Here is a 14,457-nt window from a genome sequence, read left to right as displayed (position 1 = left end):
GGGCCTCGCGGTCCGCCCCGGCTTCTTCATGTCCGGCCGAGCCCGGTCCTTAGCACCCGTAAAGAGACCGGAGCGCGCTCATCAGCAACCGCTGCTCCGCCGAATGGTCAAGTAACGGGCCACGGATGGCCCCACCAGCCGCTATGACGCCCCAAGGACGGAAGTCGTGATCCTCGTAACCCGCCTCAACGGAGCCGTTTTCGCCCTCAACCCGGATCTGGTCGAGCGTGCCGACTGCACGCCCGACACGGTCATCACGCTGGTGGACGGCACCAAGTACGTCATCGCCGAATCCGTGCCCGAGTTCATCGACTCGGTGCGCCACTACCGCGCCTCGCTCATCGCCCAGGCGAGTCGCATCGAGGCCGAGCCGGCCTACCTGACCCAGACCGAGGACGAGCAGGCGCCGCAGACCTCTGCGACCGTGCTGCCGCTGCACCGGAAGGACCGCTGATGGACCTCGCCACCATCATTGGTGTAGTCGTCGCCCTGGTGATCGTCTTCACCGTGCAGATCCTGGAGGGCGGCAGCCCCGCCTCCATCATCCTGATCCCCTCGATGCTGCTGGTGTTCGGCGGCGCGTTCATGGCCGGCATGGCCGGCGGCGTGATGAAGGACGCGATCGGTGTCGGCAAGCTGCTCCAGAAGGCGTTCCTGGCCAAGGTGACGCCGCCGAACAAGCTTGTCGACGACATCGTCAAGCTTGCCGAGCGTGCGCGCCGGGAGGGCCTGCTGGCCCTCGAGGACGCGGTCAAGACGGTCGAGCACCCGTTCCTGAAGCGCGGCCTGCAGCTCGCGATCGACGGTACGGACCCGGAGGAGCTGCACGACATCCTCCACGCCGAGGTCGCCGCGAAGAAGAAGGCCGACAAGGCCGGCACGAAGATCATCGAGAACATGGGCGGCTACGCCCCGACCATCGGCATCATCGGCACGGTCATGGGTCTCGTCCACGTGCTCGAGAACCTGAACAAGCCCGAGTCGCTCGGTCACTCCATCTCCGCGGCGTTCGTCGCCACGCTGTGGGGCGTGCTCAGCGCCAACGTGATCTGGCTGCCGCTAGCGGCTCGCCTCGGCCGGCTGTCCGGCATCGAGGCCGAGGAGATGGAGCTGGTCATCGACGGCGTGCTGGCCATCCAGGCCGGCTCGAACCCGCGCCTGGTCGCGCAGAAGCTGCGCAGCCTGCTGCCGCCGGACGCCGCCCGGGCCGCCGAGGCCGCCGCCGCGAACAAGAAGGCCGCGTAGTCATGAGTTCCGGGGGAGGACCGCGCCGCAAGAAGGGCGGTCACGAGGAGCACGAGGAGCACGTCAACCACGAGCGCTGGCTCGTGTCGTACGCCGACATGCTCACGCTTCTCTTCGTGCTGTTCGTGGTGCTGTACAGCATGAGCAACATCGACAAGGCGAAGTTCGCCGAGCTGGCCGCCGGCCTGTCCGAGGGCTTCGGTGCGTCCAGCGCGGCGTTCCAGGGCAGCCAGGCGAACCTCGACGGCGCGGGCCAGGCCACCACCGTCGTCCCGATCGACCCGGGGGTCAACCCGGGCGAGGGCGGCGACGGCACCGAGAACATGACCAAGGAGCAGAAGGCGGCCGTGGCCCGCGCGGTGCAGGCCGAGGACCGCAAGCAGGCCTCGGCCAACGCGAAGGCGGCGACCAAGGAGGCCGAGAACCTCAAGGAGATCGAGCACCGGATCGCCGACGCGCTGGCCAAGGCGAAGCTGCTCAACCAGGTCAAGTTCACCATCAACGAGCGCGGCCTGGTGGTCACCATCGTCACCAACGAGGTGGTCTTCGCCGGCAACCGCGCCGAGCTCAAGCAGGGCGGCCGGACGATCCTGAACGCGATCGCGCCGACGCTCGCCAAGCTGCCCAACAACATCGAGGTCGACGGCAACACCAACCAGCTCAAGGCGGCCGTGACGTACTACCCGAGCGGGTGGGAGCTGTCCGCCGCCCGCGCGTCGACGACGGTGCGCTACCTGGTCGGTCACGGCCTCGCGAAGGACCGGATGAGCGCGGTCGGCTTCTCCGACACCAAGCCGCTCATCGACCCGAAAGACCCGCGGTCCGTCACGATGAACCGCCGGGTGGACGTCGTCGTCCTGACCACGCTCAACGCGGAGCAGGCGGCGCTGGTCCCGGCCGCCGCCGGCGCGGACGCCAAGCTGCACACCGGCGAGACGACGGCGGAGGCCAACGCTAAGGCCAAGGCCGCCACGACCGAATCAAGCACCGGATCCAACCCGACCACCACTACCGACTAAGACGACAGGAGGAGTTCCGATGGCGAAGGACGACGACAAGAAGGACGGCGCGGCGGAGGCGCCGAAGAAGAAGTCCAAGAAGCTGCTCATGATCATCGTGCTCGCCGTCGTGCTGCTCGGCGGCGGCGGCGCGGGAGCCTGGTTCATGTTCCTCAAGGGCGACCCGGCCGAGGCGAAGGCGCCCGTCAAGGGCGTGGTCGTGGCGATCGAGAACCCGCTCACGATCAACCTGGCCGGCGGTCACTACCTGAAGATGGGCTTCGCCCTGCAGATGACGGAGGAGGCCGGCGAGGAGGAGATCGACACCTCCGAGGCGCTCAACCTGGCGATCGACCAGTACACCGGCATGGCGATCGGCGAGCTGGAGACCGAGAAGGGCCGCGAGTCGGCCAAGGCGGAGCTGCTCGACAAGATCGAGAAGGCGTACAACGTCGACGGCAAGCACCTGGTGATGGGGCTCTACTTCACCTCGTTCGTCACGCAATAACACAGCTATTCCGGTGGGCGGGTCCGCAGCGTGCGGATCCGCCCATCGCGCATATCCGGGGGCAAAGCACTCCCCACGGCTCAGCGGCTGCGCAACCGAGCCGATGAGGACGACGTGACCATGTCTCCGACCCGAAAGATGTCCCGCCGTGGCGGGGGCACGGGACCCACGGCGTACGACTTCCGCAAGCCGATCAAGCTGTCCCGGGAGCACGTCCGGACGCTGCAGATCTCCTTCGAGACGTTCGCCCGCAGCTGCGGCACCCTGCTGACCACGCGGCTGCGGACCGTCAGCAGCGTCTCGCTCATCTCGATCGAGCAGCTGACCTATGACGAGTACGTCAGCTCGCTGGGCAACCCCACCGTGATCGCGGTCGTGTCGCTCGACCCGCTGCCCGGCACGGTGCTGCTGGAAATGGCCTCCTCGGCGGTGATGACCGCTATCGACCACATGCTCGGCGGACCGGGCGGCCCCCAGCCGGAACGCCCCTTGACCGAGGTCGAGATGCCGCTGCTGCGCGGCTTGCTGGAGCGGATGCTGGGCGAACTGCGGTACGGCTTCGAATCGCTGATCGACATCCAGCCGAACCTGCGCGAGATCGAGTACAACGCCCAGTTCCTGCGCGCACACCAGCCCGGCGACGCGGTGGTGATCGCCTCCTTCGAGATGAAGATCGGCACCGAGGAGTGCGTGGCCAGCATCTGCCTGCCCTTCAACACGATCCTGCCGGTGCTGGAGCGGCAGGACACGATCGAGCTCACGCCGGCCGAGCGGCAGGTCCGGGCGACCTCCCTGCGCAACCTCACGGTCGGACTTTCCGCGGCGCCGATTGACGTAGCTGTCCGATTCCAGCCCATCCGGATGCGTACCGATGACATCGTGGATCTACGCCCCGGTGACGTCGTGCCGCTGGGGCACCCGACCAGCGTGCCGCTCGAGGTGACCGTCAACGAGACCGTTTTCGCACATGCCGTCCCCGGTAACCAGGGTGCCCGGCTCGCCTGTCTCGTCGTGCCGCCACCCAAGGAGGAAGAACGTCGATGACCGCTCCCACGATCACCGAGCCGCAGCTCGCGCTGGTCCGTACCGCCGCGGAGGCGGCCCTGGCGGTGCTCCCCACGAGCCGGGAGCTGATGGTCGGCGCGCCGGTCGCGGCGACCGCCGACATGCTGACCTCGGGCCAGGCGATCACCGCGAAGTTCAGCGGTGCGGCCACCGGCGAGGTGGTCGTCGTGGTGGGGCAGGACCTGGCCGACGCACTGAAGGAGAGCCCGCTCGGCGAGCTGGACCTGACCGCCGCCGTACGCCCCGCGCTGGAGGCCGCCGCCCGCGCCTTCGGTCCGGTCGTCCTCGATCCCGGTCAGCTCATGGAACCCTCGGTGGCGCTCAGCGCGATCGCCGCCAAGGAAGGCGCGGTCGCCATGCCGCTGCTGGACGGCGGGGACATCCGGGCGGTACTGGCGCTCACGCTCACCCCGTGGCCCGGTGCCCCGGCCGGCGGGATGGCGCGGCGCGACGAATCGGCCCCGGTCCCGATGCGCGGCGGCCTGGACATGCTCCACGACGTCGAGATGGAGGTGTCGGCCGAGCTGGGCCGCACCCGGATGAGCGTGCGGGAGTTGCTCTCGCTGATCCCGGGCGCGATCGTCGAGCTCGACCGTGCCGCCGGCAGCCCGGCCGACCTGCTGGTCAACGGCCGGCTGATCGCCCGGGGCGAGGTCGTGGTCATCGACGAGAACTTCGGCATCCGGATCACGGAGATCGTCACTCCCGGCAGCGAACGGGAGTAGCCGTGTTCGAGCTCGTCCTGCGCATCGGCTTCTCCCTGCTGGTCGTCTTCGGCCTGATGTGGGGACTGGCCCGGGTCGCCCGCCGGGGCGGGCTCGGCAGGCGCGGGTCGGGCAACCTCTCGGTCCTCAACCGGCAGTCGCTCAGCCGCGGTTCGTCGGTGGCGGTCGTCCAGGTGGCGGACCGGGCGCTGATCCTCGGGGTCACCGACAACCAGGTCAGCCTGCTCGGCGAGACCGAGCTGGACGCCTTCGCCCACGAACCGCACGGGATCTCCCTGAAGCGCGACCCGGTGGCCGTGCAGCCGGACGACGTGCTGCCGCCGGCCCATCCGACGGTGCTGCCGCACCACGGCGGCCGCCTCGAGGGCTCGATCCTCTCCCCGCGGACCTGGACGTCGACCATCGACTTCCTGCGCGACCGGACGACGAGGCGCTGACATGTGGCGGCGTACATTCGCGATTCTGTTTCTGATGTTCGGCGCTCTGCTGCCGGCAGCGGCGGCAGAGGCCGCGCCCGCGCCCGCGCCGGCCGCGGTCGTGCACTACGAAGTGCCGCGGGCTCCGGGTCCGACCCCACCGGTGGCACCGACCGTCAAGCCCAGTGGTGGCTCGATCAACTTCAACATCAACGGTACGAACCCCGACGGCAGCAAACCGGCCTCGTCACTGGTCATCGTGCTGGGCCTGACCCTGCTGTCGGTGGCTCCGGCGGTGCTGCTGCTGTGCACGTGCTTCACCAAGGTCTTCATGGTGCTCGGGGTGACCCGCAACGCGCTGGGGCTGACCAGCATGCCGCCGAACCAGGTGCTCGCCGGGCTGGCGCTGTTCATCAGCCTGTTCATCATGGCGCCGGTGCTGAGCCAGGTGAACGAGCAGGGCGTGCAGCCCTACCTGGCCGGCGACAAGACCCAGTCGCAGGCCTTCCGCGACGGCGTGGCGCCGCTGCGCCAGTTCATGCTCAAGAACACCCGCGAGGACGAGCTGGCCCTGCTGATCAAGGTGTCCGGGCAGCCGAAGCCGGCGACCAAGGACGACGTGGAGCTGACCACGCTGATCCCCTCGTTCGTCCTGTCCGAGCTGCGGGCGGCCTTCATCATCGGCTTCGTCATCTTCATCCCGTTCCTCATCATCGACATGGTGGTCTCCGCATCGCTGATGTCGCTCGGCATGATGATGTTACCGCCGGTAACCGTCGCGATGCCGTTCAAGCTGCTTCTGTTCGTGCTGGTCAACGGCTGGGGGCTGATCATCACCGCGCTCGTGGGTTCGTACCGGTGAACTACGACCTCGCCATCTCCCAGCTGATCGCGATCTTTCTCGGGGCGGCGCGGGCCGGGGCGTGGCTGTGGCTCTGCCCGCCGTTCAACTCACGACTCATCCCCAGCCAGATCAAGGTGCTGCTGTCGGTGGGGATCGCGCTGCCGATGGCGCCGTACCTGTCCTCGAGCGTGCCGTCCATCGAGACCTCGGCGATCATCGCGGCCGGCGCCCTGCAGATCTTCGTGGGGGCGGCGCTGGGCTTCATCACGTACCTGTTCTTCTCCGCGATCCAGGCGGCGGGCGACATGATCGACGTCTTCGGCGGTTTCACCCTGGCCACCGCGTACGACCCGCTGTCGCAGAACCAGAGCTCGATCTTCGGCCGCTTCTACAACCTCGTCGCGGCGACCCTGCTGTTCGCGAGCGACGGCCACCAGCTGGTGCTGCGCGGGTTCATGGAGTCGTACAAGACGATGCCGCTGGACGCCAGCTTCTCCATGGCGACCTTCAATCGGCTGCTGACCCAGGGCATCGGCGAGATGTTCATCGCCGCGATCCAGATCGCCGGGCCGCTGATCGCCGTCCTGTTTCTCACCGATGTCGCGTTCGGCCTGCTCAACCGGGTCGCTCCCGCGCTCAACGCGTTCCAGCTGGGCTTCCCGGCGAAGATCTTCCTGGTGCTGACCCTGTCCGGTACGGCGATCGCCATCCTGCCCCGGGCCCTGGACGGCCTGATCGACAAGGCGGTCAGCGCGGTCGTCCACCTCAGCGGCGGGGGGTGAGCCGTGTCCGGTGAGAAGACCGAACAACCCACAGCGCAGAAACTCAAGAAGGCCAAGCAGGAAGGCCAGATCGGGCGCAGCCAGGACGTCGGCGCCTGGTTCGGGATGCTGGCCGCGAGCATCATGCTGCCGCGGACCCTGAAGTCCACGATGAGCCACTCCCAGGATCTGATGGCCAAGATCCCGGACGTCATCGCCGACCCGGACCCGCAGATCGCGCTCGGCATCCTGAAGGACGGCCTGATGAGCGCGGTCTGGGCGGTGCTGCCGCTCGCGCTGACGATGATGGCGGTCGGTATCGCGGCCGCGGGCGCGCAGGGCGGCATCCGGGTCGCGACCAAGCTCTTCATCCCGAAGTTCAACCGGCTCAACCCGCTGCCCGGCATCAAGAAGATGCTCGGGCCGCAGGCGCTCTGGGAGGCCACCAAGGCGCTGATCAAGACCGGCGTGCTGGGCGGCGTGCTCTACATGACGATGAAGGACATCGTCCCGCTGCTGATGACCGCCGGGCGCCTCCAGATCGGCTCGCTGCTCGGGGTGGTGACCGACGCGGCCATCGCCCTGATCCGGGCCGCGTCCATCGCCGGCATCGTCATGGCCGCCGCCGACTACTTCGTCGTACGCCGCCGCACCAACAAGCAGCTGCGGATGACGAAGGAGGAGGTCAAGCAGGAGTACAAGAACAGCGAGGGCGACCCGCACGTCAAGGGTCACATCCGGGCCAAGCAGATGGCGATGGCCCGCAACCGGCAGATGGCCGACGTGCCGACCGCGGACGTGGTGCTGGTCAACCCGACGCACGTGGCGGTGGCCCTGCGCTACGACCCGGAGAAGGGCGCGCCGCGCGTCCTCGCCAAGGGCCAGGGCGCGCTCGCCCAGAAGATCCGCGAACTGGCCACCGAGCACCGCATCCCGATGGTGCAGGACGTACCGCTGGCCCGGGCCCTGGAGAAGAGCGTGGAGGTGGGGCAGGAGATCCCCGCCGAGTTCTACGGGGCGGTGGCGAAGGTGTTGGCCTTCGTGATGAGCCTGAAGTCTCGTGGTTCAGCCGCAGGTGTGCATCGCAACCCGAACCCCACCCCGGCGGCCGCTTAGTCATAATCTGGGAGTTTTCCTCACATCACGGCCGTCCCTGCGGGACCATCAGCAGGTGAAAGGGGGGCCGTGGGGAACCTGAAGCTGAGCAGATTCGCCGTACCCGTCGGGGTCATCGGCATCATCGTCATGATGGTCGTGCCGCTGCCGACCTTCCTGCTCGACCTGCTGATCGCCACGAACATCACCGGCGCCCTGCTGATCCTGCTGGTCTCGATGTTCGTCCAGAAGCCCCTGGACTTCTCGGTCTTCCCGGCCCTGCTGCTGGTCATGACGCTGTTCCGGCTGGCCCTCAACATCAGCGCGACCCGGCTGGTGCTGCGCGACGGCGACGCCGGCAAGGTCATTCACGCGTTCGGCGACTTCGTCGTCGGCGGCTCGCTCGTCATCGGCCTCGTGATCTTCCTGATCCTGATCATCGTGCAGATGGTCGTCGTCACCAAGGGTGCCGAGCGCGTCGCCGAGGTCGGCGCCCGCTTCACCCTCGACGCCATGCCGGGCAAGCAGATGGCGATCGACGCCGACCTCAACGCCGGCCTCATCAACGAGGCCCAGGCGAAGGTACGCCGGGCCGAGGTGGCCGCGGAGGCCGACTTCTACGGCGCCATGGACGGTGGCTCGAAGTTCGTCAAGGGCGACGCCATCGCCGCGATCATAATCACCGTCATCAACCTGGTCGGCGGCTTCGCCGTCGGCATCCTCCAGCAGGGCCTCTCCCCCGCGGACGCGATGAATCAGTACAGCCTGCTGACCGTCGGCGACGGCCTGGTGTCGCAGATCCCCGCGCTGCTGCTGTCCGTGTCCACCGGTCTGATCACCACCCGCTCGGCGACCTCCGGCGACATGGGCAGCAGCGTCACCGCCCAGCTGGGGCAGAACAAGCTGGCGCTGCGCATCGCCGGCGGCGCCGCCCTGGGCCTCTGCGTCATCCCCGGCCTGCCGAAGGTGCCGTTCCTGATCATCGGCGCGACGACGATGTTCATCGCCCAGCGGATGAAGGACCCGGAGCCCGAGGCCGAGGTGGAGGCCGCCGCCGGCGAGGCGGAGCGGCCCGCCCCGGACTCCCCCGAGCAGCTGCTCGGCGAGATGCGCGTGGACCCGCTGGAGCTGGCGCTCTCGCCCGACCTGGTGGACCTGGTCGACACCAACGGCGGCGACCTGCTCGACCGGGTCCGGGCGCTGCGCCGCAAGATGGCCCTCGAGCTGGGCATCATCATGCCGCCCGTACGCACCCGGGACGACCTGGACCTGCCGCTGTCGTCGTACGCGATCCGCATCTCCGGGGTCGACGCCGGCGCCGGCCAGGCCCCTCCCGGGACCGTCCTCGCGATCGGCGACGGCCTGCAGGCGCTGCCCGGACGGGCCGGCGTCGAGCCGGTCTTCGGCCTGGCCGGCAAGTGGGTGCCGGCGGAACTGCACTACCAGGCCGAGCTCTCCGGCGCGACCGTGGTCGACCGCGCCTCGGTGATCATCACCCACCTCGCCGAGATCGTCCGGCAGAACGCCAGCCGCCTGCTCGGCCGCGAGGACGTGCGGTCGCTGACCGAGATGGTCAAGCGCACGCACCCGGTGGTGGTCGAGGAGCTCACCCCGTCCCTGCTCAGCCTCGGCCAGATCCAGCGGGTCCTGCAGGCGCTGCTCGACGAGGGCGTACCGATCCGCGACCTCGTCCGGATCTTCGAGTCGCTGTCGCTGCGCGCCAAGGTCTCCGTCGACCACGACGGCCTGGTCGATGCCGCGCGCGCCGCGCTGGGCCCGGCCATCGCCGCCCAGTACGCCGCCAACGGCCGCCTCACCGTGATCACCCTCGAGCCGATGCTCGAGCAGAGCCTGCTCGAGTCGCTGCGGCCGAGCGAGACCGGCGCGTTCATGGCGATCGACGGGATGCGCGCCGAGGCCATCGTGACCGAGGCCGGGCAGCTCGTGGAGGCGGCCGAGCAGGCCGGCATCACCCCGGTCCTGGCGTGCTCCCCGCAGCTGCGGCTGCCGCTCATGCGTCTCCTGCGCGCCGGCTCACGCCGGGTGCAGGTGCTGTCCTACTCGGAAATCTCAGGTTCCACCGCACAGATAGAAACCATGGGGGTGGTGAACGGTGCCTACGCGGGTGCTGCTTGAGGGTCCGGCCATCGAGCCGTTGCTGGCGCAGGTGCGCGACGAGTACGGCTCCTCGGTGCGGATCATCTCGGCGGACAAGGTCCGGACCGGGGGCTTCGGCGGGTTCTTCGCCAAGCAACACTACGAGCTTTCCGTCGAGGTCCCCGACCCCGACGAGCGCAACGACGCACCGCCCCGGCGGCCCCTGCCCGCCGACGACGGCCCGCAGACGCTGGAGCAGCTGCTGGCCCGGGCCGAGTCGCGGGACCGGATCACGCCCGGTGACCGGGTCGCCGGACGGGACGCGGGGATGGGCGACATCGACGCCGCGGTCGCCGGCCGGGGACTGGAAACGGGTATGCCCGCGGGTCGTGGCCTGTCCGACCCGAGCTCCGCGTTCGCCGAGCTCATGGCCAACCTGGACCGGGCGGAGGCGTACAACCGGCCGTCGCCGCGGCCGCAGGACGGCGAGCCGGAGCGGCCGGAGAGCCCGACGGTGCGGCCGTTCCGCCCGGCGCAGGCCACCGGCTCACCGGTGAACGCCGGCACGACCGGGGCGGCGCCCGGCCCGGTACGCCCGCTGCCGCCCGTACCGTCGCTGGCGGAGCTGATGGGCGGCCTCGGGGTGAACGACGCCCCGCCGTTCCCGACCAGCGCGGCGGCGAACCGTGCCGCGCAGAGTCCGGCCCCGCCGCGCACCGCGGCCGCGGCGTACGGCATCGCGCCGACGTCGCCGGCACCCGCACCGACCTCGCTGGCCGAGTCGCTCGGCGGTCTCGGCCTCGGGCCCACGTCCGGGCCGCCGACCGTGGCGCACGTGACCTCCGCGCCGCCGGCGCCCATCCGGCCGCACCACTTCGACACCGTGCAGCAGAACCTCATGCGGGTCGGCATGCCGGAGGAGATGGCCGCGCAGATCATGGGCGGCGACACGTACGCGGGGGTGCTCAGCGTGGTGGCCTCCCGGCCGTCCGCGCCCGCGGTGCCGGACGCGCCGGGCGAGATCCTGGTGCTCGCGGGCGACCTCGACCACGCCCTGCCGATCGGCCGGCAGCTGTGCGAGCAGGCCGGACTCGACCAGGCCCACCTGCTGCTGGGCGGGCCGACCGCCGCCGGGACGGGCATGCACTCCTCCCGGGTCCTCGGCGACCCGCCGGCCGCCGCCACCAAGGCCGAGAAGCTGCAGAGCGCCGACCACGCGTGGATCGTGATCGTCGACGCGGCGGTGGGGCGTACGGACCCGATCTGGGTGAACGACATGTGCGACGCGCTCGGGGCAACGGCGGTGTGGGCGGTCGTGGACGCCACCCGCAAGACCGCGGACACCGCCCGGCACCTGCGGGCGCTGGGTGACGTCGAGGCGCTGGTGGTGCACAACGTCGACATCACGTCGGACCCGGCCACCGTGCTGGGCCTGGATGCGCCGATCTACTCCCTCGACGGCAAGCCGGCTACGCCGCACTCCTGGGCGGCGCTGCTCTGCGCGCGGATCGCCGCGGACGTCGTACCCATGGCCGCCCTGCCTCGCCGGCCGGCCCGCCGGGGCTGACCGTGATCCGGCCCTCCGTCCTGCTGTTCGCGCTGCTGATGAGCGCGCCGGCGCTGTATCGCTACGTGCTCGACGAGATCGACATCACCGAGGTGCTGATCCGGTTCCTCATCGCCGTGCCGATCGCCGCGATACTGCTCGCCGGCCTGCGCTTCATCACGGCCGGGTACGGCCGGGCCGCGCAGCCGGGGACGCCGGTCACGCCGACCCCGGACAACCGGGAGGCCGGTTCCGACACGCCTTGACACTTCTTTAACAATTGCCTGTTTTGCCAGTATGTTACCTCCGGTGAGCGACTGCCCACCGGAGGTGAACGGTGCCCACTGACCGTCCGATCATCGTCGTCGGGTGCCCACGCTCGGGCACCACGATGCTGCAGCTCATGCTGCACGCCCATCCCCGGATCGCGATCCCGCCGGAGACCCGGTTCGTGCTGGCCGCCTACCGGGAGCGCCGCGAGTTCGGCGACCTGCGGCTGCCGGAGAACCGGCGCGCACTGGCCCGGCGCATCGTGGACCGGGTCGAGACCCGCTTCTGCGACCTCGGCCTCGACCCGGAGGAGACCGTCGAGCGCATCGTCGCCGCGGAAGGCACGCTGGGCTCGGTGCTCGGCGCGATCTTCCAGGGGTACGCGGCCCGCTTCGGCAAGCCGCGCTGGGGCGACAAGCGGCCGGCGTACCTGCACAACATCGACATCCTGCTGCGGCTCTTCCCGGACGCCCAGTTCATCAACATCGTCCGGGACGGGCGTGACTGCGTCGCGTCGCTGAAGGAGATGTCCTGGCACCGCAAGGACATCTACGCCACGGTGGCCGCATGGGAACGGGCGGTTGACGACGCCCGTCGCGCGGCGCGCAGGCTGGACGGTTCGCAGTGGTACGAGCTGCGCTACGAGGACCTGGTGGCCGACCCTGGGTCCGAGCTCACCCAGCTGTGCGCGTACCTCGGTGAGGACTACCACGCGGCGATGGCCGAGCCCTCGGCGGTCGCGCAGGTCGCCGTGCCGTCGTTCAAGACGTGGCACGCGCGTACGCACAAGCCGGTCACCACCCAGCGGGTGCAGAGCTGGCAGACCCGGCTGACGGCGGAGGAGATCGCGCTCTGCGAGGCAGCCCTGGGCAGCCGCCTCGTCGCGAACGGCTACGAACTGTCGGGGGCGGGCCGGCCGGCGCCCGCACAGCTGATCCGCTACGGGTGGACGGCAGTGCCCCAGCGCTTCTATCCCGCACGCCGGGGCATCAGCAAGGCGGCCAGCCGCCTGCGCCGCGACGCCGACATCGCGCACCTGCCGGCCGGGGTCCTGGCCCAGCGCACGGGCTCGCAAGCCGACGACAAGAACCGCCGGATCGACGCCGGTCCGGCCTGACCGGGCCCGGACACGATCGTGCCCTGGCCGCCGCAGCGGGCCAGGGCACGACGAGTCTCAGACGAGCGACAGCGAGAACTTGCCCTTGCCGTAGCGGGACACCTCGATGTCCAGGTCCAGCCGCTTGCCGAGCGCGAGCAGATGCGCCCGCGCGTCGTTGGGCAGTTCCATGCCGGGGTAGATGACCTGGTAGAGCTTCACGTGCGGCGCCCCCTCGCGATTGAGCAGGCTGGTGAACACGTTGCAGAGCTCGAAGACGTTCTCGGCCAGGTTCGGGAAGAGCGTTTTCTCCTCGATGCTGTCCTCCGCGGCGCCCGCCGGCAGCAGACCCAGGGCGGCTCCCGCGTTGGCGGCCAGGCTCAGCGTCATCCCGAGCACGGCGTAGAGCCGCTGATTGTCCGTATAGATGGCGAACAGGCCGGTCGGCAGATGCTCCGCGGTCATGGGACTGCCGGTAGAGACGTTGACGTCCCGGCCGAGGAGGTCCTCGAAGAGGTTGCGGACGGCGAGCGAGGCGGGAATGACCGAGGTGTCAGACATGGCTATATCATCCCAAAATAGGAGAGAAGACCTCATCGAATTGCTCTGCGGTGAAGGGCTTGACGATGAAGAACGCCGAACCGGCGCTCTCCGCCGCAGTCTTCATCTCGTCCGTGCACTCGGACGTCACGAAGCCGAACTTGACGTTGTTGCCGGACGCCCGGAGCTTGCGCAGCACGTCGATGCCGGTCATCTCAGGCATGTTCCAGTCCGAGATGATCAGATCGGGGTTCTCCGCCTCGGCCTTCGCGACCGCCTCCGCGCCGTCCGAGGCCTCGACCAGATCGTGTCCATCGAAACCTGCCTGCCGCAGCGTCCGGGTCACGATCTGGCGCATGACCCGGCTGTCGTCCGCGATCAGGATCTTCATGCCGTGGCCTCCCCCTGCTTGATGCTCTGCCACATCGAGATGGAGATCGGTTCGCCGTCCCAGACGCCGTACAGACCGCTGATCTGCTCGGCGGCCGGGTAGTACGACGCGGTGTCCGGTGCCAGCACGACGGTCGGCAGGGACAGGAAGCACCCCGCCGGCAGCATGGCCTTGACGTTGCCGCCGACGATGTTCGCCAGCTCGCCCAGGACGTCGGAGGTGTCCTCCTGACCGACCTCGTCCATCTCCATCGCGAGGAAGGCCGCGGCCGCTTTCCTCGCGGCCTTCAGCGAGCACGCGTATACGAGGTGACCGTGCCAGGAACCGGTGATGGACACCGTCGAGTGCACCTCGGTCGTCTGCTTGTCGTCGCCCGTCAGCACCAGCGGGCTGACCCCCTCCGGGTCCAAGTACGACACCCAGACCTGTTCCACCATCTCGGCGAGATCGTCCTGGGTCACCACGGTTTCGACGCTCATGAGTTCGCTCCGGTCGGTACCAGGCCCAGCAGGGCCAACTTTTCGATCATCGCGCCCTCCGTGAAGGGCTTGATCACGTATTCGTGGGCGCCCGCGGCGAGCGCCCGGACGATCTGGCTCTGTTCGCTCTCGGTCGTGACCATGACCAGGGTCATCTCCCGCAGCCGGGGTTCGGCGCGGACCTTGGTCACGAACTCGAGACCGTTCATGTTCGGCATGTTCCAGTCGATGAGGGCCAGTTCCGGCACCTCGGTCATCGTGGCGAGCAGGTCGAGGGCCTCCTGGCCGTCACCTGCCTCGATCGCCTCGAAGTTCAGCTTCGCGACGATGCGCTTCAAGATCATGCGCATCGCCCGGGAGTCGTCGATCACCATCGCCCGC

At 69.3% G+C, this 14,457-nt stretch carries 18 protein-coding genes; 14 read left to right on the top strand and 4 right to left on the bottom strand.

The features are described from left to right. Positions 1–166: 166 nt before the first annotated feature. The 14 genes from ACIBO8_RS03570 to ACIBO8_RS03505 all read left to right on the top strand — a co-directional run bounded on the left by ACIBO8_RS03570 (position 167) and on the right by ACIBO8_RS03505 (position 12,687). Entirely contained in the window at positions 167–454 is a 288-nt protein-coding gene (locus tag ACIBO8_RS03570; RefSeq protein ID WP_396113490.1) for a flagellar FlbD family protein, read from the top strand. After that, complete coding sequence (locus tag ACIBO8_RS03565) at positions 454–1,245, top strand: motility protein A (protein WP_396113489.1); 792 nt, start codon at positions 454–456, stop codon at positions 1,243–1,245. Before ACIBO8_RS03570 ends, ACIBO8_RS03565 begins: the two co-directional genes overlap by 1 nt. A 2-nt stretch (positions 1,246–1,247) precedes the next feature. After that, complete coding sequence (locus ACIBO8_RS03560) at positions 1,248–2,264, top strand: flagellar motor protein MotB (protein WP_396113488.1); 1,017 nt, start codon at positions 1,248–1,250, stop codon at positions 2,262–2,264. A 19-nt stretch (positions 2,265–2,283) separates the two neighbouring features. Beyond that, positions 2,284–2,751: a flagellar basal body-associated protein FliL gene (gene fliL / locus ACIBO8_RS03555; protein WP_396113487.1), complete on the top strand. Its 468-nt coding sequence runs from the start codon at positions 2,284–2,286 to the stop codon at positions 2,749–2,751. 120 nt (positions 2,752–2,871) lie between these two features. Then, the gene (locus ACIBO8_RS03550) at positions 2,872–3,795 is read left to right on the top strand and encodes a flagellar motor switch protein FliM (RefSeq protein WP_396113486.1); all 924 of its coding nucleotides are present in this window, start codon (positions 2,872–2,874) and stop codon (positions 3,793–3,795) included. Further along, positions 3,792–4,541 carry a flagellar motor switch protein FliN gene (gene fliN, locus ACIBO8_RS03545; protein WP_396113485.1) on the top strand — a complete coding sequence of 250 codons (750 nt, stop codon included), beginning with the start codon at positions 3,792–3,794 and terminating at the stop codon, positions 4,539–4,541. The genes ACIBO8_RS03550 and fliN overlap by 4 nt, the downstream gene beginning before the upstream one ends. Before the next feature lie 2 nt (positions 4,542–4,543). Further along, the gene (gene fliO, locus ACIBO8_RS03540; protein WP_396113484.1) at positions 4,544–4,978 is read left to right on the top strand and encodes a flagellar biosynthetic protein FliO; all 435 of its coding nucleotides are present in this window, start codon (positions 4,544–4,546) and stop codon (positions 4,976–4,978) included. Between the two features lie 34 nt (positions 4,979–5,012). Continuing rightward, on the top strand, positions 5,013–5,819 hold the full coding sequence (gene fliP / locus ACIBO8_RS03535; protein ID WP_396113483.1) for a flagellar type III secretion system pore protein FliP: 807 nt from the start codon (positions 5,013–5,015) through the stop codon (positions 5,817–5,819). After that, on the top strand, positions 5,816–6,583 hold the full coding sequence (fliR, locus tag ACIBO8_RS03530) for a flagellar biosynthetic protein FliR (protein WP_396113482.1): 768 nt from the start codon (positions 5,816–5,818) through the stop codon (positions 6,581–6,583). Before fliP ends, fliR begins: the two co-directional genes overlap by 4 nt. Positions 6,584–6,586: 3 nt before the next feature. Next, positions 6,587–7,678: a flagellar biosynthesis protein FlhB gene (locus ACIBO8_RS03525; protein WP_396113481.1), complete on the top strand. Its 1,092-nt coding sequence runs from the start codon at positions 6,587–6,589 to the stop codon at positions 7,676–7,678. Between the two features lie 69 nt (positions 7,679–7,747). Then, positions 7,748–9,793, top strand: coding sequence for a flagellar biosynthesis protein FlhA (locus tag ACIBO8_RS03520; RefSeq protein ID WP_396113480.1), 2,046 nt, complete (start codon positions 7,748–7,750; stop codon positions 9,791–9,793). Beyond that, on the top strand, positions 9,783–11,321 hold the full coding sequence (locus ACIBO8_RS03515; protein WP_396113479.1) for a hypothetical protein: 1,539 nt from the start codon (positions 9,783–9,785) through the stop codon (positions 11,319–11,321). The genes ACIBO8_RS03520 and ACIBO8_RS03515 overlap by 11 nt, the downstream gene beginning before the upstream one ends. Before the next feature lie 2 nt (positions 11,322–11,323). Beyond that, positions 11,324–11,566 (top strand): hypothetical protein, encoded by a 243-nt coding sequence (locus ACIBO8_RS03510; RefSeq protein ID WP_396113478.1) that lies wholly within the window; start codon positions 11,324–11,326, stop codon positions 11,564–11,566. Between the two features lie 71 nt (positions 11,567–11,637). Beyond that, positions 11,638–12,687 carry a sulfotransferase family protein gene (locus ACIBO8_RS03505; RefSeq protein WP_396113477.1) on the top strand — a complete coding sequence of 350 codons (1,050 nt, stop codon included), beginning with the start codon at positions 11,638–11,640 and terminating at the stop codon, positions 12,685–12,687. Positions 12,688–12,744: 57 nt separating this feature from the next. Here ACIBO8_RS03505 and ACIBO8_RS03500 read toward each other — a convergent pair whose 3' ends face one another. From ACIBO8_RS03500 to ACIBO8_RS03485, 4 genes are read right to left on the bottom strand one after another with little or no spacing between them, the layout of a single operon-like run. Continuing rightward, positions 12,745–13,227 carry a hypothetical protein gene (locus tag ACIBO8_RS03500; protein ID WP_396113476.1) on the bottom strand — a complete coding sequence of 161 codons (483 nt, stop codon included), beginning with the start codon at positions 13,225–13,227 and terminating at the stop codon, positions 12,745–12,747. 7 nt (positions 13,228–13,234) lie between these two features. Then, positions 13,235–13,597: a response regulator gene (locus tag ACIBO8_RS03495; protein ID WP_396113475.1), complete on the bottom strand. Its 363-nt coding sequence runs from the start codon at positions 13,595–13,597 to the stop codon at positions 13,235–13,237. After that, positions 13,594–14,076, bottom strand: coding sequence for a chemotaxis protein CheX (locus tag ACIBO8_RS03490; RefSeq protein WP_396113474.1), 483 nt, complete (start codon positions 14,074–14,076; stop codon positions 13,594–13,596). Before ACIBO8_RS03490 ends, ACIBO8_RS03495 begins: the two co-directional genes overlap by 4 nt. Further along, on the bottom strand, positions 14,073–14,450 hold the full coding sequence (locus tag ACIBO8_RS03485; RefSeq protein ID WP_221478700.1) for a response regulator: 378 nt from the start codon (positions 14,448–14,450) through the stop codon (positions 14,073–14,075). Before ACIBO8_RS03485 ends, ACIBO8_RS03490 begins: the two co-directional genes overlap by 4 nt. Between the last annotated feature and the right edge of the window lie 7 nt (positions 14,451–14,457).

The organism is Actinoplanes sp. NPDC049681 (assembly GCF_044465265.1).
Classification (GTDB): Bacteria; Actinomycetota; Actinomycetes; order Mycobacteriales; family Micromonosporaceae; genus Actinoplanes.
This window is presented reverse-complemented; position numbering and strand designations above follow the sequence as displayed.

Coding starts and splice junctions, on each gene's coding strand:
- ACIBO8_RS03485 (WP_221478700.1), bottom strand. CDS start 14,450: ATGGTGATCGACGACTCCCGGGCGATGCGCATGATCTTGAAGCGCATC.
- fliP (WP_396113483.1), top strand. CDS start 5,013: ATGTTCGGCGCTCTGCTGCCGGCAGCGGCGGCAGAGGCCGCGCCCGCG.
- ACIBO8_RS03495 (WP_396113475.1), bottom strand. CDS start 13,597: ATGAAGATCCTGATCGCGGACGACAGCCGGGTCATGCGCCAGATCGTG.
- fliL (WP_396113487.1), top strand. CDS start 2,284: ATGGCGAAGGACGACGACAAGAAGGACGGCGCGGCGGAGGCGCCGAAG.
- fliN (WP_396113485.1), top strand. CDS start 3,792: ATGACCGCTCCCACGATCACCGAGCCGCAGCTCGCGCTGGTCCGTACC.
- ACIBO8_RS03560 (WP_396113488.1), top strand. CDS start 1,248: ATGAGTTCCGGGGGAGGACCGCGCCGCAAGAAGGGCGGTCACGAGGAG.
- ACIBO8_RS03550 (WP_396113486.1), top strand. CDS start 2,872: ATGTCTCCGACCCGAAAGATGTCCCGCCGTGGCGGGGGCACGGGACCC.
- ACIBO8_RS03500 (WP_396113476.1), bottom strand. CDS start 13,227: ATGTCTGACACCTCGGTCATTCCCGCCTCGCTCGCCGTCCGCAACCTC.
- ACIBO8_RS03565 (WP_396113489.1), top strand. CDS start 454: ATGGACCTCGCCACCATCATTGGTGTAGTCGTCGCCCTGGTGATCGTC.
- ACIBO8_RS03490 (WP_396113474.1), bottom strand. CDS start 14,076: ATGAGCGTCGAAACCGTGGTGACCCAGGACGATCTCGCCGAGATGGTG.